A 23,083-nucleotide genomic window follows, 5' to 3' on the forward strand; every position below is an offset into this window, starting at 1 on the left:
GTGTTCAACTGTATTTTAGAAAGCAATCGATAAAATTGAAGATCAACACCAATAGGATAATTTAAATACTATCAACGGCCCAACGAATGTATGGTGGAACAAGGTGCACATCAGGACCGGTGTCCCGAGTGCGAGGGGACCATCCGATCGACGGCAACGGAACAGATCTGTAGCCAGTGTGGACTCGTCTGTCGAGAGCACGCGATCGATCCCGGACCGGAGTGGCGATCCTACGACGACCAGGACCGATCTCGGCGCCGACGTCGAGCGGTACGCCCAGGAACGCGTCGACGCTCTCCTCGAACGGGGTCTGATCGGTGGCCGCAATCCAGGCGGCGTCGCCGCCGGCTGTCTGTATCACGCCTCGCTCGTGCTCGGCTGTGAGGCCATCACCCAGAAGGCCGCCACCGTCGCCGACGTCTCGCCGGTCACGATCCGATCGGCGGTCGAACTGGTCGACCAGGTGGAGTGAGGACTCGGAGCGATCAGGTTCGCATTGTGACGACGCCGAGCGCGAGCGACGCCTACGTCGTCCGCAAGTTGTTCGTACTCGGCTCGTAGACCTCGCCCTTCTGCTTGAGCTTCTCGATCTCGTGCTCGGCTTTCGACTGGTCCATGCCGATCTCGTTCGCCCGCTCGAGGACGACGTCGATCGGTGCGCCCTCGTCGTACTCTTCCTCGACGTCGCTGATGAGCTGCTTGATGTTTTTGATCCGGTCGCGCTGGGACTTCGAGGTCCCCGCCTCGACGATGTCCGCGTCAAACTCGCCGGTTTCGGGATCGACGCCGATGTCCTGGAGACACGAGCGAACGATCTCGATCACGCGCGTGGCGTCTTCTTCCTCGACCGTATCGGAGAGGCGAATCCGCGCGCTGGCCTCCGATAACCGGACCAGGCCCTCGAGCTTTCGGGCCGTCACCGGCACCGCGGCGTCCTCGTCGGTCCCCTTCGAGCGGAGGTCGACGTAGAAGTCCCGGATGGCTTCCCGGGCCTCCTGAGTCATCCGCGGGTGGCAGTTCTGCTTGGAGTACGCGATGTACTTGCGCAACAGGTCAGCGTCGATCACCGGGTCGACCTCCTCGGTCATCGACTCGATCTCCTCGGTGGAGACGTCGAGCTGGGGCATCTCCCGTTGCTGGGTCGTCAACTCGCCGGCGTAGTTCGTCGTCAGGATGTGTTCTGCCAGATTGCGGTCTTTCTCCTCGTCGGGCTGGTCCGTGACGGTGAAGATCAGGTCGAACCGCGAGATGAGCGCCGGCTCGAGGTCGATCTGCTCGCTGATAGGTTCGTAGTGGTCGAAGCGACCGTACTTGGGGTTGGCCGCGCCGAGCAGCGAACACCGGGACTTGAGGGTGGCATTGATACCCGCCTTCGAGACCGAGATCCGCTGTTGCTCGAGGGCTTCGTGCATGGCGCTGCGATCTTCCGGGCGCATCTTGTCGAGTTCGTCGACCGCCGCAATTCCTTGGTCGGCGAGCACGAGGGCGCCAGCCTCGAGGGTCCACTGTTGGCCGTCGCCGAAGTCGTCGCGAACCGCAGCTGCGGTAAGCCCTGCCGAGGACGACCCCTTGCCCGAGGTGTAGACCGAACGGGGTGCAATATTTTGAATATATCCGAGCATCTGAGATTTTCCTGTACCGGGATCTCCGATGAGCAGCATGTGCAGGTCTCCGCGAATCCTCGAGCCGTCGGGCAACTGCTTCGTCACGCCCGAGAACAGCTGGAGCATCATCGCGAGCTTCTCTTCTTCGTAGCCGTAGATGGCGGGCGCGATGGAGCCGACCATGTCCTCGTAGACGTCCTCGCGCTGGGAAATCTCGTAGATCTGTTTCTTGTCCTCGTCGGTGATGTCCATGTCCTCGAACTGCTCTTCGTCGACCTGGACGGACATCCCCTCCATGTAGAAGTCGAAGATGGGCGACTTCTCCTGCTGGTTGCCCTGTTGCTCGAGGCGCAGGACGCCCACCGCCGACACGTGGTCGCCGGGGGTGACTTCGCCGGTGATGTCGTCCTCGATGTTGACGTCGATGGCCTGGGGCGTCTCGCCGCCGCGCAGTCCCTCGGGACTCTCCTGGATGCGGAGTTTCTGGGAATCGACGAACTCGGACTGGTCGAAGTTCACGCGGAAGGGCCCCTGACGCTCACAGCCCTGGCACTCGTGGGGTTCCTGGAAGTCACCGGTTGACTGGGGGATCCGCGAGAGGGTGCCACAGAGCTGGCACTCGAAGGCGGCCTCCTCGATCTTCGGACGGACGTCGGTGGCCTTCCGGACGATGCCGCGCACCTGGACGAGGGTGTTCATGTGACGGGCGCGAATCTCGCGGATCTCGGGGGACTCGGTGTCCGGGAGGGTGTGAATGCGGACGTGGGCCTGTCCGAGGCTGACGTCGATCGGCAGGTCGTAGAGACGGAGGGCTTCCTCGGCGTAGCGCTGGAGCTGTTCTGGCTGGTTCAGGAAGTCGTCGGCCAGGTCCGGGTCGAATCGGTAGAGGTCCTGCCAGTCGACCGACAGCGAGCGCTGTTCGTTGGGGTAACGCTGGGCGAGCTGCTTGATCTCGTTGTCGTAGTAGTTACGGAAGAACTGCTCGAACGCGTCGACGAGTTCAGAGTTGCCCGCTTGCGCCATTGAAATCGTCTAGGGTCGGCATGGGGTATAAATGGTCGTATAGCCGGCTGAAAGTGGTCAGCCTGACTCTCTTATTCCTCGAGCAATTCGACCACTCGAGACTTTCGAGACTCGTTGTTCGGAAATGGTATAGATGTTATAGCGAGGCTCAATCTCGTTCGTATGAGGTGACGGCTGCTGTCACTGCTGTCTCGCCGGTGGATCCCGGCTCGCGACCTTGCCGAACAGGACCCGGTTGTCCGCGACCGCGCGGTACCCCCACTCTCGCAGCCGGCCATGTCCGGGGAGTCTCCTGAACGCTCGAGCCACGAACCGATCGGGCGTCTCGAGACGGGCCACGGCCTCCTCGAGGGCTTCGCCGCAGGAGTAGACCCGGTCCTGGGTAAGGAGGTGGGCGCAGGTTTCGTAGTCGTCGGGTAGCCGGGCGAGTTGATCCGGCGAGAGTTCCTCGAAGCCGACGAGTTCGAACGCGCCACGAGCGTCGGCGTACTCGGCACACCAGGTACAGAAGCCACAGTCGTCGTCGTAGACGAGTCGCGGTGGCGGCGTCTTCGTCATGTCTCCATTGACGGCCGGGCGACCGAAAGGTCTGTCCCTCGCTGGTTTCAGTCGTCGGTCGCCGTTCTTCCTCGAGCACCGGTGTGACCGTATCACTGGCCGTCCTCGAGCGCTGCAATGATCGTGACCGATAGAAACCGACGCGTCGATACGACCAGGTTCGTGATCACTGCAGGCCGAACGAATTTCAGGGATTCGTATCGTATACCGGACGTATGAACGCGCTGTCGTCGCGGCTGAGGCGGTGGTTCGTCAACGGGGTCGTGATCACGATCCCGATCATCGTCACGCTCATCGTCCTCGTCGTCGTCCTCAGGTTCCTCCTCGGCCTCCTCTCGCCGGCGATTGCCGGCGTCGACTACCTCTGGGACGACGAGCCGTCGACGGCGGTCATGCAAGCGCTGACGATCCTCGCCTTGCTCGTCTTCTTCCTCCTCGTCGGGCTCGCCGCGGAGTACACCCCCGGGACGTACCTCTCTCGGCGGTTCCATCGCACATTCGAGACGATTCCGGGCGTGGGAACGGTCTACACGAGCGTTCGCCAGGCGAGCAACGTCCTGGTCGACGACGAGGTCGACCAGTTCGAGGACGTCAAACTCGTCGAATTCCCCCACCGGGGCGCGCACGTTCTCGGCTTTCTGACCGCCGACACTCCGACGGCGATCGAGGAGAGCGCGGATGCAGGGGACATGCAGACGGTCATGATCCCGCTCGGTCCGAATCCGATGACGAACGGGTTCATCGTCCACGTTCCCGACGAAGCCGTCTCCGACGTCGACGTCAGCGTCGAGGAGGCCGTGCGGATGACCGCGACGCTCGGCGTCGCGTCTAACGGCGTGGATGAGGATCGCTGATTTGCTCGACGCCCTCGAAAACCGTCGTCCGCTGTGAGAAGTGAGAACGCCAGCAACTACTCCTCGAGCAACCGCTCGACCATCTCGTCGGGGTCGAATCGCTCGAGGTCCTCGTAGCCCTGGCCGACGCCCAGGAAGAGGATCGGCTTGCCGGTGACGTGAGCCACCGAAATGGCCGCCCCGCCGTTCGAGTCGGCGTCGGCTTTCGTGAGGATTGTACCGTCGATTTCGGCGGCCGCGTTGAATTCTCGAGCGCGGTTGACGGCGTCCTGGCCGGCGACGGCCTCATCGACGAACAGGGTCATGTCGGGGCCGACGACGCGCCCGATCTTCTCAAGCTGGTCCATCAGCCCCTCGTTGGTGTGAAGGCGCCCGGCAGTGTCGCCGAGGACGACGTCGACGTCGTTAGCCTCGGCGTACTCGACGGCGTCGTAGAGCACGGCCGCGGGGTCGCCGCCCTGGTCGTGGGCGATGAGCTTGGTGTCCCGGGCTCTGGCGTGCTCGGCGATCTGTTCGTTCGCGCCGGCGCGGTAGGTGTCGCCGTTGGCCATCACCGTCGAGTAGCCGCGTTCTTCGAAGTAGCGGTCCAGTTTCGCGATGGAGGTCGTCTTGCCGACGCCGTTGACGCCCGTGAAGACGATGACGACCGGCTTGTCCTCGATGGCGATCCGCTCGTCGAAGTCGAACTGGCCGACGCTGATCACGTCGTAGATGGCGTCCTTCAGGGCCTCCTCGACGACCGCGCCCGTCGAAGTGGTGAACGTGCGCGTCTCGCCGACGAGTTCCTCGCGGATGTTGTCGACAATCTCGTCGACGACGCCCATCTCGACGTCGCTCGAGAGCAGGGCCAGTTCGAGTTCCTGAAGCGGTCCCTCGAGGTCGTCTTCTTCGATGACGAACTTGCCGCGGACGAGTGACTTGGCCTTGCGGCCGAAGCCGATGCCGCCGCTGTCGTCTGCGTCGGTTTCGGCTTCAGCGTCAGCTTCGACCTCGAGGTCCTCCTCGTCTTCGGCTTCGTCTCCGTCTCCGTCTCCGTCTTCGCCCAGCAAACCGCTCCCGACGACCCCCTCGTCGGTCGTAGCGTCCTCCTCGAACGCTCCGTCTTCGACGGGGGCGGCGTCGGTCTCTGCAACGGTGGCGTCGTCTCGAGGGTCGGCGCTAACGTCGGTTGTCTCCGTGACTTCGCGTTCGGATTCGGTACCCGAATCAGCGGCCGTTTTGTCCTCGAAGTCGGACTCGACACCTGAGCGCGAGTCGGTCGCAGTAGCTGCCGCCGTCGCTGCTGGTTCGTCCTCGGCGTCCGGTTCCTCGAGATCCGACTCGGGCGCGTCAACCGGCTCCTCGAGGTCGCCGTCCTCGAGTTCGTCCTCGTCGACGTCTTCGACGTTCGCTTCCGCGGCTTCTTCGGCGTCCTTGCGGAAACTGCCGAGTTTCTCCTTCAGGTTGTCGAACATGGGCGTCGCCTACGTTACTCGTCGAGACCCTGATCCGATCCCGGACCCTGGCCCTGACCCTGCATCTGCTGCATCTGCTGTTGCATCGCCTGCTGCTGGAGCTGCTGGGCCTGCTGTTCGAGCTGGCCGCTCTCGCTCTCGAGATCGGTGATCTCCTCCTCGAGATCGTCGATCCGGTCGCCGAGGCGGTCCTTCTTGTGCTCGAGCGTCTCGGCAGCGCCCTCTTGGTCCCGTTCGATGGCGTAGTCGGCACCGAGTTCGACGATGATCTCGTCGATGTCGTCGATCGTCGCCCGAACGTAGGCGCCGCCGCCCAGGGGAACCTGGACCGTCGAGCCGGTCTCGAGCTGTTCGATCGCGTCAGTCGCCTCGTCGACGGCGTCCTGTTCGTCGCGGACCTGCTCGACCTCGCTCCGGAGGACCTGAATCTGCTCTTCGATCTCCTGGAGCTGCTGGGAGAGTTCCTGGAGTTGCTGCTGGCTGGCGCCCATCAGCAGGACACCTCGGTTGCGTCGTCGGTTCGCGCGTGTGTCGCCTCGCGGCTTTCGATTGTTCGCATGGCTATTGGTCCGTCAGGCAGTCGGAAGAATGTTCCCTTCCCTACCGACCTGACCAATTTGGATCGGTGAAACCGGACTCCGAGATGGCAGGCACGCTCGGAACCACATTCCGTAGACTCAAGCGTTTTTTCCACGCGGACCGAACCGACGGGTATGACCGAACTCGAGCCGGATACCCTGCTCCCCTCGCCTCGAATGCAATCGCAGGCCTCCGACGGCGAAATCACCCAGATTCACCGCGGACGAGCCTACGCCGAAGTGGGCGATACGTTCGTCGTCGACGACGCGACGTTCGAGGTCGTCGACGTCACGGAGCGAACACTCGGGGACCTGACGGACGCGGACGCCAGAAAGGAGGGTGTCGAGGACCTCGAGGCGTACCGCGACCTACTCGAGCGCGCTCACGAGAACTTCGAGTGGGACGACGAGAGTGAGGTCGTTCGCCATCGGTTCGAGCGTCGGGAGTAGTGAGGAGTTCGAACTTCGGAGGTAGTGAGAAGTTCGAGCGCCGAGAGGAGGTGATGAAAGCAGTGACGCGTGGCCGCCGCTCGAGGTCGCCAGCGCTCACGCGTGTACAGAAGAACTCGCTGGCCGACCGGCCAGCGCGGGCAAGAAACACCTTCAGTCGATGTACCCGAGCGCGTCCTCGATCCGACCCAGTTCCGGCCCCGTCGTATCTCTGCCGACGACATATCCCTGGGCGTTGGCTAACAGGCCCGAGCCAACCAGCGGCGCGCCGTAGTTAATCGTCCCCACGTCCGCGCGGACGTCGAGGGCGTCCTCGAGGGCGTCTAACTCCCCGTCGGTCACCTTGGGATGACAGAGGACGCCGTCGTTCGTCGCCACGGCTGCGGTCCCGACCGTTCGAACGCCGGCGAGGTCGCCGCGTTCGACGGGCACCTCGAGGGCGTCCCCGACGACCTGGACGGCCTCCCGGGGGAGGTCGGGGTGGACGTACGCGCCGTAGTCGTTTGCGAGGACGACGTTTCCGGCGGCGTTGATCTGTCCGGGCAACTCGGTAACGGGCACGTCGAGGGTCTCCTCGAGGCGTTCACGCTCGTACTCGAGGACGCGCGAACTGACGAGCAGTCCGTTCTCGTTACCCATCGCTAGCGCACCGACGGTCGAGGAGCCGCCGACGGTCGTCTGGACGGCCTCGACCTCGAGTTCCTCGGCGAGGTCCGCGACGAGGTCGTCGTCGGCGTCGGGGCGGACGAACAGGTGCGAGTCGGTCGCACGGGCGAAGACGCCGATGTACGACGACCCGCCGAACGCGGCGCGAAGCAAGTTACTCGGCGACCTCGGCCTCGACGATCGCCTCGCCGGCGTCTTCGAACCGGGCGGCGCGAACGCGGAGTTTCCGTGGCGGGTTCGCGCGGCCGTTGGCCCAGACCTCCTCGTTGATCGAGGGGTCGAGGCGGATGGCGTCCTCGTCGACGGCGAAGTGCTTCGCCAGGTGTTCGCGGACGACCGACATCGCGTAGTTGGCGGCCTCGTGGTTGGGTCCTTTCTTCACGTCACGCAGCGGGACGGTGACGACGCGTTCGTCGAAATCACTTGCACTCATGGTTACTCGTCAGTGTCGTTTCGACGCCAGTTGCGTCGCTTGGGGTTTCGCTGCACGTCCATGTCGGTCTTGAGCATGACCCACGCGGGGACGCGGCTGTTCTGGTTCTCGAGTTTGGCAAGCCGCTTCTTCTTGCCCTTCGATTTTTTGCCCATAGTGGACGCAGGTAACCGACGCTGGCTTAAAATCTTGTCCATCTGGCCGTCGGCGGACCGGGTGAGCGCTCCGCCGTCTCGCTATGCGAACTGATACCAGTCGATGCTCGTCGCGCGGTGGCGCCGGTCGTAGGCATCGAGCCCCTCGCCCATCACCCAGCGAACCCGCAGGTCGTCGTACGCCGTCGAGTGGGTGTAATCGAGGAAAGTGACGGGAATCACCGTCTCGCCGTCGACGTCGACGACGCTCGTGAGAATCGTGTATACGTGCTTGTGTCGCGTGTCCTTGACGTAGCCACCGACGACGGGAACCGTCTGCTCGAGCGGGTGGACGGCCTGGAGGGCGTCGACCGAGCGGCGGGTGAGTTCGTAACAGAAGAGCCCGGTGTTCTCCCCGGCGACGATGGCTTCGTAGTCGGTGTCGGATTCGAAGTGCTGGCGGAGGTCGTACGCGCCGAGGATGACGTTGTCCTCGACCGACCCCGCGACGTAGCGCGGAATGTCGTAGCTCGAGTACTCGCGAAAGCCGTCGACGAGCCCCTCCGCGACGGCTTCGGGATCCGCTGGGTCTGCGCCGCTGAAGGCTTCGATGCGGTCCGGGTCGGCCGTCCGGTACCCACGCAGGGCGGCGACGGTGTAGGGTCGGGATTCGTGCTCGCGAACGAATTCGAAGAACGCGGGATAGCTGTCGTAGACGAACCTGACGTCGCCGGACTCGAGCGCACCGATGTCGGCGACGAGTTGCTCGAGGGGGCCGTCCTCGAGGTCGTACTCACGGTCGACGTCGGCCGCGGCAGTCGGGTCGTCGGTGGAGGAAACGGTGGCGAGGACGTCGTCGCCTCTGCCCTCGTCCGCTTCGTCATCACTACCGTCGCCACTGCTGTCGTCGCCGTCGCTGGCGTCGTCCCTGCCATCGCCACCGACGAGCGAAAACCGACCGTCGCGGTGTTCGATCCGGTAGCCGTCGACGGTCGCGACGTCGGTCCCCGACGGACGGAGTTCCGCGGACACGAGGGGGTCGAGGTCCTGCCGAACGAGGTTCGTTCCCGTGAATCGATCGTACCCCAGGAGGACGTTGTCGACCGCTCGGCCGCCGCCGAGGACGGCGCCGCCGCCGGCGAGGCCGGCCAGCAACTGTCGGCGGGTCAGGTCGCGCTCCATTCGAACGTTCGTAGGGTCCGTCCGCTCAAAGGTGTTGCGTCGGTGGACGGTCGCGTGTGACGGTACGTCGAGGCGCACCCGGGCGACACGCCTAAAGTCACCCTTCCTCGAGCAGGTAGCGCTCGACGTAGGTCGTGACGGCCTCGAGTGTCGCCTCGCTGACGCTCGTCGTGTACCGCCAATTCTCGACCCCGTCGTAGCCGTCGTGGCGGTAGAACGAGTCGTGATCGTAACAGGCCGTGCCGTGGAATCGCGTCCCGCCGCCGACCTCGTCCGGGCCGGCGTAGGCGGTCGCCATCGGCGACACCTCGAGGGTGTCCTCGTCGACGCGGACGGCGGTCCCGAGGTCGTGTTCACACCGGCTGTCGATCACCGTCTCGACGACGTCGCCGGTGAGAAAGGTATGAAAGGCTTCGTGGATGGCGATGTTCTTCGTCACGTCGCGTGAGTCCCACGTCTCCGTAGCGCCAAGGTTGGCGATGACCTGTGCATCCTCGTCCTCGACTGCATCGACGTGGCGATTCGGCTGCCGGGTGCCGCCGTACCCGATTGCGTAGTGAACCGGACCCCACCAGCACAGGAGGTGGCTACACCGCCCCGTGACGGCCCCTCGCTGCTCGAGCACCTCGCTGAAGGCATCGAGGACGCCCTGCTGGGTCGGCGCGACGGCGTCACGCGGGGAGGACCCGGACGCGAGCGAGAGGTCGACCTGGCCGCCACGTTCGACGATCACCTCGACGTCCTGGAGCCGTCCCTGGTCCGCGGCGTACGCCGTCACCTGGTCGAACGCGTCCCTGATGGCCTCGAGGGCGTCCTCGTACGGCGGCGGCCAGCCGCTCGAGACGCCCTGCCAGCCGTAGCGGGCCCAGCCGGTCGTCGGGAGGGCGCCCGGGTAGACGCGGAGGTGGACCGGACCTTCGGTGACCGACGTGGTCGTCGTCTCGGTGGTCGAAGAGAAGACGGCCGCGCCGCCGAGGGCGGCCAGCACCTCTCGTCGGGTCGTGATGCCGTCGACGAACGCGTTGTCCGTGGCGTCACTCGTCGCGTCGTCCGCCGTTCCGGCTGTCGTACCGACTGCCGACCCATCATCTCCGGAATCGCGGGATCCGTCGGCTTCGGTCATGGTGTCGGTCGACCGGTGCCCGCTCTGACCACTGCGGTGGCGGTCGCGCTCACGGATGTATTTGCGTTCACGACAGTCAGGCCGCGACCGACGTCGACCGTCTCTGTCCCCTCGATCATACCTGTTCTGTTACAACAGAACGTGGTATTACTCTTCTCGCTGTATTTCGTCGATAACTCGAGTTACAGAATCTCTACTGGTTGTTCGATGACTCTACTCGTACCGAGATATTCGCGTACGTATCACAAAAAAGTCTATTTCTGATGACGGTCGCTCGAGCGATACTGACGCGGGCGTCGGACTGTCACGAACGACGGATAGTGAGCGGAGAGAACAGGTGGTTCGCTGATGGCACACAGAATGTCGAATCCGGCTCGAGCGAAAGCCGCGGCGAACTGGCTATTCGAGCGGAAATCGCGGCGAACTGGTTACTCGAGCGGGAAGCGCTCGCGCGTCTCGTAGACGGGCCCGTCGTCGGTGAGCCGGCTCTCGGTGAGTCGAATCTCCTCGACCGTGGTCGTACCGACGGTCGGCGAGCGCTCGCGGACGACCGACTGGACGCGCTCTTTGCCGCCGGCGTGGTCCATTCGCGCGACGGTGACGTGAGGCGTGAACTCGTGGTCGTCGGCTTCGAACCCCATCGCTGTCATCCGATCCTCGACCGCCGCTTGGAGGCGCGTCAGTTCCTCGTGCCCGTCCTCGACGCCGAGCCAGATCACGCGGATGTACTCGAGACTCGGGAAAACGCCTAGACCGGCGAAGCGAGCCTCGAACGGGTCGACTCTGGCGTCGTCGACGGCGGCCTCGAGTTCTCGCTCGAGATCGGGTACGCGGTCGGGATCGACGTCGCCGAGGAAGACGAGCGTGACGTGTGCCTGCGTCGGGTCGGTCATTCGGATTCCGGCGGCGTCAGCGAGCGGTTCCTGGACTGCGGCGACGGCGTCGGCGAGCGATTCCGGGAGGTCGACGCTGACGAACAGTCGCATAGCGGCACTACGGCGCGTGCGGGCTTGAAAGATGGTGGTGGCGGCCGCGGCGGTCCTATAACTATAAAATATATATTTAAGACTATGGAAGGCATATCGTGAGTGTACCGCCCTGATCACGCTCGAGTCGCGTCCACCACCGCCCCCGTCTCCGCGATCGTCGCGAACTCTCGATTGAGGTGGGCGAGCGCGAGTCGGTGACTCGTCTCGGCGTCGTAGGTCGTGCCGTCGTGGCTCTCGCGATCGAACGTCGCCGTGGCGTCTGCGACGACGATCGGATCGAATCCGCGGTTCTCGGCCATTCGGGTCGTCGTCGACACGCAGTGGTCGGTGGTGAAGCCACAGAGGACGACCGTCTCCACGTCCCGTTCACGCAGGCGTTCCTCGAGGTCCGTGTCGACGAACGCGCCGTTGACTCGCTTCTCGAGAACGGGCTCTCCCCCCTCGGGTTCCCCGATAGTCTTGAACGCGTTTCCCGGCCGATCCGGTCGCAGCGGTGAGCCCGCCTCGGTCGAGCAGTGTTTCGCGTGGACGACCGGCCGCCCGGTCTCGCGCCAGGCCGCCAGGAGGTCAGCGATTCGCGCCTCGGCATCGGGATTGTTGCGCTCGCCCCAGACGGGGTCGTCGAAGCCTCGCTGGACGTCAATCAGGAGCAACGTCGCGTTCGCGGGGAGCGGGGTCTCGAGTCCGTTCATGCTGGTGGGTGGGGCTCGAGCGCGTTGAACGCTTCGACCGGCCGCTTGAGGCGGTTTCCCGTGGTCGTTCGCCCGATTGCTCTCGGAAGGGTGTGCTACGCCTTCTCACTCCCAGAAGAGGGAAATACCGGGCAACCCAACGTCCCCACGATGCTGCTGGTCCTCTGCGTCGACCTCGACGACGACCTCGGTCGGAAGACCGGATTCTCGACGCCCGTCATCGGCCGCGAAGACGTCGAGGAGGCGGCCGTCGCTCTCGCGACCGCGGACCCGGAGGACTCCGACGTCAACGTCGTCTTCCAGGGGCTACACATTTACGACGACCTCGACGCTCGCGACGAGAGCGTCGAGGTCGCCGTCGTCACCGGCCTCGAGGGATCCGACGTCAAAGCCAACCGTAAGGTCGGCGACGAAGTCGACACCGTGCTGGCCAGCCTGACGACGGGCGAGGACGTCACCGCGTTGCTCGTCACCGACGGCGCCCAGGACGAGTCGGTCGTCCCGATCATCCGCTCGCGGGTGCCCATCGACGGCGTCCGCCGGGTGGTCGTCCGCCAGGCCCAGAACCTCGAGTCGATGTACTACACGATGAAGCAGGTGCTGGCCGACCCCGAGACCCGGGGGACGGTCCTGATCCCGATCGGGATCTTGCTCCTGGTGTACCCCCTCGCACTCCTCGGGAGCCTGTTCAATCTGCCGGGGCTCATGCTCGGGGTGACCTCGGCGCTGCTCGGCCTGTACCTGATCTCGCGCGGCCTCGGCCTCGGCGAGCACCTCGACGAGACCGTCGAGCGAGTCAGGCTCTCGCTGTACGCCGGGCGGATGACCCTCATCGCGTACGTCGTCGCCGCCACGCTGATGGTTCTCGGGGGTGTCAGCGGCCTCGATACGATCGAGACCGTCCAGGGCGAGACCGGCGGGAGCGTTCCGGTCGCGCTCGCGGCGTTCGTCTACGGTTCGATCCAGTGGATTGCCGCCGCCGGCATCACGACCAGTCTGGGCCAGATCACCGACGAGTACATCGCCGGGAGCCTCGAGTTGCGCTACCTCAACGCCCCGTTCTACGTGATCGCGATGGCGATCGTCCTCCACGCCGTGAGCGCCTTCTTCCTCGATCGGGCCGGCATCCCGTACCTCGCGACGGCGTTGACGGGCGGGACGCTTCTGGGAATCGTGAGCACGCTCACGTTCGCGGTCGCGGAGTCGCGCCTGGCGGAGGAAAGCCGACGCGCCGAGGGTGCCTAAGACGAGGGCGATTGCTGGTGGTGGTGCCCGAACGAAGACGGCCGTTGCCGGCGGTCGGACGCCCGGACGATTCCGCCGACGAGAACGCGTCGACGGGCCGTAATGGCGGGTAACAGAGTATTTATGCGTCCAGTGAGTGGCAAACGGGTATATGGGTGAACGTCCGGAAAACGACGGGGTTGCGTCTCCACCACCCGGCGCAGACGCCTCCTTCTCGGAACTCTATCGAACGCTCGTCGACGCTGTCCCCGGTGGGGTCTGTCAACTCGATGCGGACGGTCGCCTCGTCGCTGTCGACGACGTCCTCGTCGAACTGACGGGATACGACCGAGAGATGCTGGTGGGCGCTCACCCCGCTGCGTTCCTCGCGGACGACGACGCGGATCGACTGGACGCCGAATTTCGATCGCGGTTGACGACTGACACGGCCAACGTCTCGACGCTCGAGCTCGCGATCCGGACCGCATCCGGCGAATCGATTCCCTGTGAACTCCGGCTCAACGTCGTGTTGGCGGGCGGCCCGCCCCGAGGGGCAGTCTGCGTCGTCCGCGACGTGTCCGACCGAGTGCGACGAGACGCCGAACTCGAGAGCGTCCAGGACGCGTTCGAGTCGATGGCCTCGGTCCTCGACGAGGCCGACGTCGGCGTCTTCCTGCTCGATTCGGACTTCGAGATCGTGTGGGCCGACCGGACGATCGAGCGGTTCTTCGACCTCGACCGGGAGGCCGTCGTCAGCCGCGACAAACGCGACGTGCTCGAGGAGACAATTGCGGATCGGGTGGCCGAACCGAAATCGTTCGTCGACGTCGTCCGCTCGAGCTACGAGGACAACACCGCCGCCGAGCGATTCGAGTGCCGCCTCCGATCGGTGGACGGAGCCGAGGAACGGTGGCTCGAACACCGGAGCAATCCGATCACGGCCGGTCAGTACGCGGGCGGGCGAATCGAACTCTACTACGACGTCACGGACCGGAAGCGATCCGAAGTCGCGCTGTACGAACGGGAAGAGCAGTTGCGGACGCTGGTCGAGGCGGTCGACGAGTACGCAATCTTCATGCTCGATACCGACGGGACGGTCGTCACGTGGAACACGGGTGCCCGGGAGATCAAGGGTTACACTACTGACGACGTCGTCGGCGAGCACTTCTCGACGTTCTATCCGGAGAAGGACGCCGCGGACGGGAAACCGGAGCGTCTCCTGTCGACGGCGCGCGAGGAGGGACAGGTCGAGGACGAGGGGTGGCGCGTCCGGAAGGATGGCTCGCGGTTCTGGGCGAACGTCGTCATCACCGCGATCAGGGACGACGGCGACCTGGTTGGGTATGCGAAGGTCACGCGAGACATGACCGAACGGCGAGAGTACGAGGAGCAACTCCGTCGCGAGCGCGACCTGACCGAACAACTCCTGCGGACCTCGCCGATCGCAATCTCGGTCCGGGACGCGGACGGCTCGCTCCTTCTGGCGAACCACCGCGCGAGAGAGCTGTTCGGCCTCACGGAGCCGAAACTTGCCGAGGGCTCCGAGAACCTCGAGGAGTGGACGATTTCGCACGCTGACGGCACGTCGTTTTCGCCGTCGGATCGGCCCGCCGTTCGCGTTCTCGAAACCGGTAATCAGGTTCTCGACCAGAAAGTCGTCGTCGAACGCCCCTCCGGAGACCGGATATGGCTCTCCGTGAGCGCCGCCCCCGTGTTTGACGACGGCGGCGACCTCCAGCGAATCATCACCACGGCCGAGGACATCACCGGGGTCAAAGAACGCGAACGACAACTCGAGTCGGAACTCGGGGAGTTGCTCGGGCGCATCTCCGACGCGTTCTACGCACTCGACGAGGAGTACCGGTTTACACACGTGAACGAACGTGCCGAGGAACTACTCCAGGCCAACGAGGACGAACTGCTCGGCGAATCCCTCTGGGAGATGTTTCCGGAGGCGGCCGAGGTCGACGAGGTCTGGGACGCGTTTCACACGGCGATGGAAACCCAGGAGCAGACCAGTTACGAACTCTACTTCGATCTTCTCGACTTCTGGGTCGAGGCGAATATCTACCCCTCCGAAACCGGCGTCTCCGTCTACTTCAGGGACGTCACCGAGCGAATCGAGCGCGAACAGCAGCTAGCGGAATCCGAGCGACGCTACCGCACCCTCGCCGAGCACTTCCCGAACGGGGTCGTAATGTTGTTCGACGAGGACCTCCGGTGTACGCTCGCGGCGGGACAGGCGTTCGAGAATCTGCCCATTTCCGCGGACGAACTCGAGGGGCGGGTGCCGGCGGAGATGGTCGACGAAAGCGCCGGTCGAGCGCTCGAGTCGGCCTTCCAGGAGGCACTCGACGGAACCGAGCAGTCGATCGAAGTCGAGTACGCGGGTCGACAGTGGTCGATCCACACCGCGCCGATCACCGATGTCCAGGGCGGTTCGACGGCCGGGATGGCGATGGCCCAGGACATCACCGAGCGAAACGAACGCATCCAGAAGCTCGAACAGTTCGCGAGCGTCGTCTCCCACGGCCTGCGCAATCCGCTGGGCATCGCCCAGATCTACACCGACATGGCGCGACGGGAGGGGAACCCCGAGGACTTCGACCAGATCGAGCAGTCTCTCGACCGCATGGAGACGATCATCGAGAACCTGTTGACCACCTCGCGCGAGGGCCGGACGGTCTCCGATCCGGACCCCGTTTCGCTTGCTGCGACCACGACTGAGGCCTGGCAGAACGTCGAGACGGGCGAGGCGACGCTCGAGGTGGACGACGACCTCGAGCGGGTGCTCGTCGACGAAGACCAGCTCCACTCGCTCCTCGAGAACCTGTTTCGAAACGCCGTGGAGTACGGTGGCGAGGCGGTTACGGTCCGCCTCCGCTCGCTTGAGGACGGGTTCGCCGTCGAGGACACGGGACCGGGAATCCCAGCAGAAAAACGGGACGAGGTGCTCCAGTACGGCTACACGTCGGGCAGCGGCACCGGTATCGGGCTCGCAGTCGTTCGCGACATCGCCCAGGCTCACGGCTGGGAAATTTCGATAACGGACAGCGAAGATGGCGGCGCTCGCTTCGAGTTCCACGGCGTCGAGACGGCCTGACGATCGGTACTAGCGTTCTCGCTCGACGACGAACTCCGCCAGCTCGAGCAGGTAGTCTCGCGCCTCGGCGTTCGCGACGTCGACAGTGCCGAGCGCGTCGATGGCCCGGTCGGCCTCCGCTCGGGCCCGGCCGTTCGCCTCGGCCGGCGTCATGTCCGTGATCTGCACGAGCGACGGGCGTTCCATCATGGCGTCGTGTCCGGTCGGCTTGCCGAGCGCCTCGGGGTCGGCGACGGCGTCCAGGACGTCGTCGCGGATCTGGAAGGCGACGCCGACTCGCTCGGCGTACTCGCCGAGGGCTTCGACCGTGAACGTGTCCGCGTCGGCCGCGATAGCGCCGAGTTCGGCGGCCGCCCGGAACAGCGCGCCGGTCTTGCGCCGGGCGAGGGTCATGTACTCGGCTTCCGTCTTGGGTTTCGCCTCGAGTTCGGTGGCCTCGCCGACGCCGAGTTCGACCATCGCCTCGGAGACGACCTGCATCGCGGCGGGGTCGCTCGAGAACAGCGCGAAGGCTTCCCCGAGGAGGCCGTCGCTGGTGATGATCGCGGGGCCGTAGCCGAGTTCCGACCAGGCACTGGTGGTGCCTCGCCGGAGTTCCGAGCGGTCGATGATGTCGTCGACGACGAGCGACGCCGTGTGGACGAGTTCGATGCCGACGCCGAAGTCGACGGCCTCGCTCGCCTCCCCGCCGACGGTCTCACAGGCGAGCACGGTCACCGTCGGGCGGACGCGTTTTCCCCCGGCAAGGGTCGCGTGACGAACGCCGTCGTTGAGCGCCTTCGGCTCGACGCCGTCGACGACCTCGATGAGTCGCTCCTCGAGGAGTGCTCGACGGTGCTCCAGCAGTTCCATTGACAGGGCTTAGGACGGCCCTCAAAAGTAGGTGACGGTTGCCATCACCGTCTTCACAGGGCGCGTCTGTATCCACACGCCGGACAGTACAGCGCGTCTGAACGAACGAGGAAGTAGCTCTGCTCGCAGCGACCGCACGACCCGGCGATGGAGGCCCCCAGCTCTCGAGCCAGGCCGCTCACGGTGCCCTCGAGCAACCGCTGGCGCCGCTCCGTGGCCTCGAGTCGAGCGATCACGGCCTCGAGTCGCTGGTCCGTTCGTCGCGCGGCAGCGTCCCGCCCCGCCGGTTTCCGGCCGGGGACCCCGCGACGAGTGTGGCGTTGTCTGGTGTCCATACGCGTTGATATGCGTTACGGGGAGAAAAGCACGTTTTCACGCCCGGTGGTACGTTCAGCGGCCGACTCTGTCTGACGGCCACAACGCTCAAGACGGTCGTTTCCCATGGTTCGGGTGGCGACGGTGGCCAGCAACAGCAGAGGTGGTGGAACGGCCATGGACGTCGCCAGGGGGTACGTCCCTGCTCCGACGGTGCCAGACTGTACCCGGGTTGCTGGATTCACGACCGTTTGACGTTGCTTCGTCGTTCGAGATGCCTTCTCGATGCGGTATCGACGTTCTCTATGCACTCTGCGTTGACGCGCTTAGTCGCTGGTGTATTTCGTCGCTGTCGGGCGTACATCTACTACGATACTCGAGAGCGACGCCGACAACGATCGGTTACGTCGCTCCATACACGGGTAAGCGACGGTTACACGCCACCAAGACGACGATGGGCGAGAAGCCGGCTCCAGCGAACGTTGCATCCGAACGGCGCGCATGCGACTCGATGCCAGAAGGGTTATGACGGTAGTCGCATATTACTACTCGATTCATGACTGACGACCCGTCGTTCGTCGACCGCTTCGACGATCCACGGATTACGACGCAGTTCTGCCGCCCACTCTCTGGCGAGACGGACGTGACGCTCCTCGGCGTCGTTCACGATCACCCTGCAAGCATCGCCCGCGTCGAAACCGTCCTCGAGTACCTGGAACCCGACACGCTGGCTCTGGAACTCCCGGGAGCGGCCGTTCCGCTGTACCGAACCTACGCTCGCGACAGCGAGGGGACGCCCTCGCCCGAGTTCGGTGGCGAGATGGCGGCCGCGATTCGCGCCGCGCCGGAAGCGGACGTCGTGGGCATCGACGCTCCCAACTGGTCGTTTCTCCGCCGCCTCTTCACTCGCTTGCTCGCCGACCGCGTCCCGGCGTCGACCGCCCGACGGGTCCTCTCGAGTCTGAGTGGGGTGACACGAACGGCGCTGACCTGTCGCGTCGCCGCCACCGTCTCGAACGCGACGTCGGTGACCATCGCCTGCGGCGACCCGATCGAGTACGCCTGTTCGGCGGACGATTCGCCCGCGACGCAGGCCGAACACGAGCGACGACACGTCTCTGGCGTCAGAACGCTCCTCCGGCTCCAGGACGACGGGGCGGACGCGACGACGTATCGCGACGAGACACGGGAGTCGTGTATGATCGACCACCTCGAGTCGCTCCGGGCGGAGGGGTTGGTCGTCGCCGTCGTCGGCATCGATCACCTGCGGGCGCTCGAGACGGCGCTGGTTGATAGTGACAGTGACGACAGCTCGCAGCGATGACGGCTCGCGGTGACGAGTGCCCGCGGTGACGACGGCTCGCGATATCGAAGGTATGCGGTGACGACGACTCCGGTAACGGCGGCTCCGGTGACGACGAACCCGACGAACCGACCTGCACCGAGAAAACGGATTCTTCGTGGCTACCGCCTGAGTGGCGAGACGCACACCCGGCAGTACGTGAACGTCGGCTCTCGTTCGTTCGGCGCGCCGCAGTGTGGACAGGCCGTCGTCTCGCCGTCGACCTCGAGATCGGCGTTGAGTGAGTCGGCACCGTCGTGGTGAGCGCGGGCCCGATCCAATCGCGGCGCCGACTGCAGGCCGGCGTGCTCGCCGTCGGTGACGGACGCGGGCAGGCTGGTCTCGCCGTCGCGGCGCACGTACGCGTAGTAGAGCACCAGGTGGAGTAAGGCGAACAACAGCACGTACCCGACGAGCCAGACCCAGAGGCTCATTGGTGTGCTATACGTTCTCAACCTACTTGGTTATTGCCCGAACTATCGCCTCTCGCGACAGTCACGGATTCGAAAAAACGCGCGCCGTCAGTTCGTTCGGTGGCCGGGCGGCGTCAGGTCGCGCTGGAACTCGTCGAACTGCTCGAGGCCGTCGTCCAGGTCGTACTCGATCTCGCGTTCGGCCTGTCGGTTCTCGCCGGCGTCCTCGAGCGGGGTCGCGACGTCCTCCCAGCCGGGTTTGATCTTGATGCTCTTCGCGGGCATACCGACGGCAATGTGGTGGGCCGGCACGTCGTTCTGGACGATAGCGCGGGCGCCGACGATGGCGTTCTCGCCGACTCTGTTCCCCGCGCGAACCATCGAGTCGTAGGTCAGGCGGACGTCGTCCTCGATAGTGGTGTGAAAGTTTCGGACCTCGGTCTGGTCGACGACGTCGTGGTCGTGGCTGTAGAGGTGCGCGCCGTCGGAGATGGAGACCCGGTCGCCAATCGTGAGCTTACCGCGGTCGTCGAGGTGAACGTTGTCGTGGATGACCGTGTTGTCGCCGACCGTGATGTTGTGGCCGTACGTGAACGTGATCCCCTTGAAGAAGCGGCAGTTCTCCCCACAGTCCTCGAAGAGGTGATCGGCGAGCATCCGCCTGAACCGGAGGGCGAACTCGACGTTGTCAGCGAGTGGCAGACTGTCGAACTGTCGCCAGAGCCACTGGAGGTGCTTCGAGCGCTTGAACTTCTCTTCGTCCTTCTCGGCGTAGTACTCGCTCTCGAGGGTCGTGTTACAGGGGTCGTAACTCTGGAGTCTGACGAGTTCGGCCGGCGAGACGTCGCCACCGGCTTGCCAGCGCTCGTAGGCGTCCCGGTCCCCCGAAAGGTCGATGAGCACGTCCTCGACGACCGAGCAGGTGCTCTCGTCGCTCGAGAGACGCTCGTCGACGGCCGTCACGAACTCCCGCATCCCCGCCTCCGCCTCGTCCGGCAGCGAGACGTACCGCTTGGTCATGTGGCGGTGTACTGTGGCGAAGGTCATAGACGTTCGGTTCTCGATTTTCTCTCCCTCTCGAGAGCGATCGGTATCGAAGTAGTCCGACGCTACCGTTCGATCCGTACTGAGGATTCGTCGGTAGCGATTCCCCGAACTCGAGAACGGGCTCTCACACTCGAGAACGGGTTTCTCCGCTCGCGAATAGGTTCCCTTCAGCCCCGGCCGTCGGGACGTTCTTCGATGGAGGCGCGCTCGGTGATCATCCGAACGACGCTCGAGTGCGACGATCATCCGAACGGGGCTGGAGCGTGGCGATCACCCGAACGACGGACGAGTGCGGCGAGAAGACGGAAAGCGGCTGTCGTGACTCGGTCTAGGGACCGATCAGAGCGACGTTCCAGCGACGAGCGGACGCGAGCGCGTGGCGAAATCGGTGTCGACGATTCCGTCCTCGAGGTGGTCGTCGGCGTACATGACGCCCTTCTCGCCGACAGTGACCAACCCGGCTGCCTCGAGGGCAGGCAGGTGCTGGTGGGTCAGGGTGGTCCGCACGTCCGCTTCACTGGCACCGACCTCGGCTGCGACTTCCGAGGCGAGGACGGCGACGGAGAGCGGCTCGGACGCGTCATCGAGCACCGCGAGGGCGGTTCGACGCCGCTCGTTCGCGAGCGCCTCGAAGACGGCGTCCCAGTTCGTGTCGTTGCGCTCGGTCGTCTTTCGGATGGTCGCCCCGTCGAGGACGAGGTCGTCGGGCAGCGAGACGGCGCCCGCCTCGCGGTCCCATGCGAGCAACCCGGCGTCCTCGAGTAGGGGCAACTCGACGTGAACGAGCGCGGTTCGCCGTTCCTCGAACTCGTTCGTGGTGACCGACACGGCTGGTTTTCCGAGCTCCTCGGCGGCGAGTTCCCGGGCTAACTCGTTGAGTGTGACCGAATCAATCCCGCCCTCGCGCCGTTCGCCGACGAACGCCAGAATACGCCGTCGCCGTCGGCTGGTAATGGCGTTAAACGTCGAATCAATCGACAGATTACGTGCCGCAGAGTCCGTCTGGCTCATACAACCGCTGCTTACTACCATAGTCGGTTAAGCCTCGTTCCAAAACAGATAGGTGGTCGATCAACGGTCGTGAAATGAATGTCAGCGATACTGTTCAGAACCCGAACTAGACGCTATCATCCTCGACTTCGAACGACCGTCGGCCATCCCCCGTCACGCCGGCAGGTTCGGGACGAACGAGCGACGTTCCGTACACCCTAAGTCCCCTCGCTCCCAAGCCCGAGATATGCAGTATCAGACGCTCGGAACCGCCGATGTCGAGGTCAGCGAAGTCGGCTTCGGTGCCTGGGTCGTCGGCACCGACTGGTGGGGCGACCGCTCGGAAACCGACGCGATCGAGATGATCGACCACGCCCTCGACCGGGGGATCACCTACTTCGACACGGGCGACGTCTACGGCCACGGGCGAAGCGAGGAACTCGTCGGGAAGGCTCTCGCGGACGTGCGCGAGGACGTCACCATCGCCACCAAGGTCGGTTACGACTTCTACAACAACCCGCAGGCGGGCCACGGCGAGTTGCCGAAATCGATGGACCCCGACTACCTCCGGGAGGCCGTCGAGCAGAGCCTCGAGCGACTCGACACCGACTACCTGGACGTCCTCCAGTTGCACAACGCGAACGTCGACGAGATTACCCCGGACGTCCTCGAACTCCTCGACGAACTCGAGGAGGAGGGGCTGATCCATGCCCGTGGCCTCGCACTGGGACCCTCTATCGGCTGGCTGGCCGAGGGCGACCTCGCCATCGAAGAGGAGTTCGACTCCCTCCAGCTGGTCTGGAACGTCTTAGAGCAGGAGGTCGGCAACCATTTCCTCGAGACCATCGAGCGCACCGGTTCCTCGACGAGCCTGATTCCCCGGGTGCCCCACTCCTCGGGCATCCTGAACGAACAGGTCACGCCCGAGACGGAACTCGACGCGGGCGACCACCGCGGCTTCCGCCCCGACGCCTGGTACGAGACGGGCTGGGAGAAACTCGAGGCGTTGCGTTTCCTGGAGCGCGACGGCGAGCGGACGATGGGCCAGGCCGCCATCGCCTGGCTCCTGAGCCACGAGTCGGTCGCCAGCGTCACGCCGACGTTCCGCACCGCCGGCGACATCGACGAGTGGGCGGCCGCCAGCGACGTGCCGAAACTGAGCGACGAGGAACTGGCTCGCGTCGCCGATCTCTACGAGAACGACTTCGACATCGACCGCGAGGACGGCATGGACTCGCTTCGATCGTCGGTCGACGGTGAGGACATCCGCTCGGCGGGCCTGGACAAACTGGCCGCCGACTGATCGCGTCCCCATACTGAGGACCACGATGGCGCTCAGGGTCGATTCGCGCTGACGAGGACGGTTCGTGCTTGAGGCCGATCCGTGCTGCCAGGGCCGATTCGTTCTCGAGCACCGGCGGTCCTGATCTGACGGACTTCCTTCGACTGCGAACTAAACACGAATACGAACATTCTCGTCGGTCGGCCCGAGAGTGACGGCCATGTCGTCCCCCGAAACCTCTTCCCCGGACGGGCCGGACGGAACGGAACACGCGGTCGAACCGGCCGAACCAGACCCCTCGAGCGAGCCGGACGCGCCGGACGCCCGTCCAGCCACGATGAACGGTCTCCTCGGCGGCCTCGTCGCCGTCTTCGCTTCCTTTCTCACGTTCTCGGTGCTCCTCGGCGGCATCGTCGCCGGCTACCTCGAGGGGGCCGACCAGGAGGAGGGGATCATCGCGGGCCTGTACGCGGGTTTCGTTTACGCCGCGTTGATCGTCCTGCCGCTCGTGCTCGGACTGGGGCCAGTCGTCGGCGTCGGTGAACTGGTCGGCGGGCTCGAGTTTGTCGACGGGGGCCTGATCCTCTTCATGGTGTTCTACAGCACGTTCGCCGGCGGGTTCGGCGGCTGGGTCGGCGCGTACCTGAACGCGGAGTTCGGCGACGTGTTCGGTCGTCTCTAGCTCGAAGCGGTTCGCTGCCCGCTCGTCACGGGACTCACTCACGCCACTTCTTCTCGAGAGCCGTGTTCGACTTCGATTTCGACTCACGGAGCG

Annotated in this window: 25 protein-coding genes and 1 pseudogene; 9 read left to right on the forward strand and 17 right to left on the reverse strand. The window is 64.9% G+C overall.

The genetic code is table 11. The features are described from left to right. Positions 1-90 precede the first annotated feature (90 nt). Positions 91-177 (forward strand): annotated as a pseudogene (locus NGM29_RS03480) (hypothetical protein); the annotation flags it as partial. Position 178: 1 nt separating this feature from the next. Then, entirely contained in the window at positions 179-472 is a 294-nt protein-coding gene (locus tag NGM29_RS03485) for a transcription initiation factor IIB family protein (protein ID WP_254158997.1), read from the forward strand. 52 nt (positions 473-524) lie between these two features. Here the strand turns inward: NGM29_RS03485 and NGM29_RS03490 are convergent, their stop codons facing one another. Further along, positions 525-2,627, reverse strand: a complete 2,103-nt coding sequence (locus NGM29_RS03490; protein WP_254158999.1) for a minichromosome maintenance protein MCM — start codon at positions 2,625-2,627, stop codon at positions 525-527. Positions 2,628-2,807: 180 nt separating this feature from the next. Beyond that, positions 2,808-3,185, reverse strand: coding sequence for a thiol-disulfide oxidoreductase DCC family protein (locus NGM29_RS03495; RefSeq protein ID WP_254159001.1), 378 nt, complete (start codon positions 3,183-3,185; stop codon positions 2,808-2,810). Between the two features lie 215 nt (positions 3,186-3,400). Here NGM29_RS03495 and NGM29_RS03500 point away from each other — a divergent pair, with 215 nt between their 5' ends. Then, positions 3,401-4,039 carry a DUF502 domain-containing protein gene (locus NGM29_RS03500; RefSeq protein ID WP_254159002.1) on the forward strand — a complete coding sequence of 213 codons (639 nt, stop codon included), beginning with the start codon at positions 3,401-3,403 and terminating at the stop codon, positions 4,037-4,039. Positions 4,040-4,095: 56 nt separating this feature from the next. Here the strand turns inward: NGM29_RS03500 and ftsY are convergent, their stop codons facing one another. Next, positions 4,096-5,493 (reverse strand): signal recognition particle-docking protein FtsY, encoded by a 1,398-nt coding sequence (gene ftsY, locus NGM29_RS03505; protein WP_254159003.1) that lies wholly within the window; start codon positions 5,491-5,493, stop codon positions 4,096-4,098. 14 nt (positions 5,494-5,507) lie between these two features. Beyond that, entirely contained in the window at positions 5,508-5,984 is a 477-nt protein-coding gene (gene pfdA, locus NGM29_RS03510; protein WP_254159004.1) for a prefoldin subunit alpha, read from the reverse strand. Between the two features lie 222 nt (positions 5,985-6,206). Here pfdA and NGM29_RS03515 point away from each other — a divergent pair, with 222 nt between their 5' ends. Then, positions 6,207-6,521 (forward strand): ASCH domain-containing protein, encoded by a 315-nt coding sequence (locus NGM29_RS03515; RefSeq protein ID WP_254159005.1) that lies wholly within the window; start codon positions 6,207-6,209, stop codon positions 6,519-6,521. 153 nt (positions 6,522-6,674) lie between these two features. Here the strand turns inward: NGM29_RS03515 and NGM29_RS03520 are convergent, their stop codons facing one another. From NGM29_RS03520 to NGM29_RS03550, 8 genes are all read right to left on the reverse strand, one after another. After that, complete coding sequence (locus NGM29_RS03520) at positions 6,675-7,340, reverse strand: translation initiation factor IF-6 (RefSeq protein ID WP_254159006.1); 666 nt, start codon at positions 7,338-7,340, stop codon at positions 6,675-6,677. A gap of 1 nt (position 7,341) precedes the next feature. After that, positions 7,342-7,620, reverse strand: coding sequence for a 50S ribosomal protein L31e (locus NGM29_RS03525; protein ID WP_254159007.1), 279 nt, complete (start codon positions 7,618-7,620; stop codon positions 7,342-7,344). 2 nt (positions 7,621-7,622) lie between these two features. Further along, a complete protein-coding gene (locus NGM29_RS03530) occupies positions 7,623-7,775 on the reverse strand; it encodes a 50S ribosomal protein L39e (RefSeq protein ID WP_253431754.1) in 153 nt (50 codons plus the stop codon). Between the two features lie 81 nt (positions 7,776-7,856). After that, the gene (locus NGM29_RS03535; RefSeq protein WP_254159008.1) at positions 7,857-8,936 is read right to left on the reverse strand and encodes a hypothetical protein; all 1,080 of its coding nucleotides are present in this window, start codon (positions 8,934-8,936) and stop codon (positions 7,857-7,859) included. A 97-nt stretch (positions 8,937-9,033) separates the two neighbouring features. Continuing rightward, positions 9,034-10,059: a hypothetical protein gene (locus NGM29_RS03540; protein ID WP_254159010.1), complete on the reverse strand. Its 1,026-nt coding sequence runs from the start codon at positions 10,057-10,059 to the stop codon at positions 9,034-9,036. Further along, the gene (locus NGM29_RS21125; protein ID WP_256548181.1) at positions 10,056-10,178 is read right to left on the reverse strand and encodes a hypothetical protein; all 123 of its coding nucleotides are present in this window, start codon (positions 10,176-10,178) and stop codon (positions 10,056-10,058) included. The genes NGM29_RS03540 and NGM29_RS21125 overlap by 4 nt, the downstream gene beginning before the upstream one ends. A 309-nt stretch (positions 10,179-10,487) precedes the next feature. Next, positions 10,488-11,045, reverse strand: a complete 558-nt coding sequence (thpR, locus tag NGM29_RS03545) for an RNA 2',3'-cyclic phosphodiesterase (RefSeq protein WP_254159012.1) — start codon at positions 11,043-11,045, stop codon at positions 10,488-10,490. Between the two features lie 116 nt (positions 11,046-11,161). Then, positions 11,162-11,740 (reverse strand): cysteine hydrolase family protein, encoded by a 579-nt coding sequence (locus NGM29_RS03550; RefSeq protein WP_254159014.1) that lies wholly within the window; start codon positions 11,738-11,740, stop codon positions 11,162-11,164. A gap of 150 nt (positions 11,741-11,890) precedes the next feature. On the opposite strand from NGM29_RS03550, the gene NGM29_RS03555 reads away from it, so the two are divergent. Continuing rightward, on the forward strand, positions 11,891-12,985 hold the full coding sequence (locus tag NGM29_RS03555) for a DUF373 family protein (protein WP_254159016.1): 1,095 nt from the start codon (positions 11,891-11,893) through the stop codon (positions 12,983-12,985). 151 nt (positions 12,986-13,136) lie between these two features. Beyond that, a complete protein-coding gene (locus NGM29_RS03560; RefSeq protein WP_254159017.1) occupies positions 13,137-16,067 on the forward strand; it encodes a PAS domain-containing sensor histidine kinase in 2,931 nt (976 codons plus the stop codon). 9 nt (positions 16,068-16,076) lie between these two features. Here NGM29_RS03560 and NGM29_RS03565 read toward each other — a convergent pair whose 3' ends face one another. Beyond that, complete coding sequence (locus tag NGM29_RS03565) at positions 16,077-16,919, reverse strand: polyprenyl synthetase family protein (RefSeq protein ID WP_254159018.1); 843 nt, start codon at positions 16,917-16,919, stop codon at positions 16,077-16,079. Between the two features lie 53 nt (positions 16,920-16,972). Next, positions 16,973-17,254 (reverse strand): hypothetical protein, encoded by a 282-nt coding sequence (locus NGM29_RS03570; RefSeq protein WP_254159019.1) that lies wholly within the window; start codon positions 17,252-17,254, stop codon positions 16,973-16,975. A 536-nt stretch (positions 17,255-17,790) separates the two neighbouring features. Between NGM29_RS03570 and NGM29_RS03575 the strand changes: the two genes are divergently transcribed. Further along, positions 17,791-18,558: a hypothetical protein gene (locus NGM29_RS03575; protein WP_254159020.1), complete on the forward strand. Its 768-nt coding sequence runs from the start codon at positions 17,791-17,793 to the stop codon at positions 18,556-18,558. Positions 18,559-18,698: 140 nt separating this feature from the next. On the opposite strand, the gene NGM29_RS03580 is transcribed toward NGM29_RS03575, so the two are convergent. The 3 genes from NGM29_RS03580 to NGM29_RS03590 all read right to left on the reverse strand — a co-directional run bounded on the left by NGM29_RS03580 (position 18,699) and on the right by NGM29_RS03590 (position 21,047). Next, a complete protein-coding gene (locus NGM29_RS03580) occupies positions 18,699-19,010 on the reverse strand; it encodes a DUF7577 domain-containing protein (protein WP_254159021.1) in 312 nt (103 codons plus the stop codon). A gap of 87 nt (positions 19,011-19,097) precedes the next feature. After that, the gene (locus tag NGM29_RS03585) at positions 19,098-20,009 is read right to left on the reverse strand and encodes an acyltransferase (protein WP_254159022.1); all 912 of its coding nucleotides are present in this window, start codon (positions 20,007-20,009) and stop codon (positions 19,098-19,100) included. A gap of 366 nt (positions 20,010-20,375) precedes the next feature. Beyond that, on the reverse strand, positions 20,376-21,047 hold the full coding sequence (locus NGM29_RS03590) for a DUF7344 domain-containing protein (RefSeq protein ID WP_254159024.1): 672 nt from the start codon (positions 21,045-21,047) through the stop codon (positions 20,376-20,378). Positions 21,048-21,273: 226 nt separating this feature from the next. On the opposite strand from NGM29_RS03590, the gene NGM29_RS03595 reads away from it, so the two are divergent. Together NGM29_RS03595 and NGM29_RS03600 are read left to right on the forward strand one after the other, a co-directional pair. Continuing rightward, on the forward strand, positions 21,274-22,329 hold the full coding sequence (locus NGM29_RS03595) for an aldo/keto reductase (RefSeq protein ID WP_254159026.1): 1,056 nt from the start codon (positions 21,274-21,276) through the stop codon (positions 22,327-22,329). Positions 22,330-22,528: 199 nt separating this feature from the next. Then, positions 22,529-22,990, forward strand: coding sequence for a DUF5518 domain-containing protein (locus NGM29_RS03600; RefSeq protein ID WP_254159028.1), 462 nt, complete (start codon positions 22,529-22,531; stop codon positions 22,988-22,990). Positions 22,991-23,083: the final 93 nt, after the last annotated feature.

The sequence above is a fragment of the Natronosalvus rutilus genome (assembly GCF_024204665.1).
Lineage (GTDB): Archaea > Halobacteriota > Halobacteria > Halobacteriales > Natrialbaceae > Natronosalvus > Natronosalvus rutilus.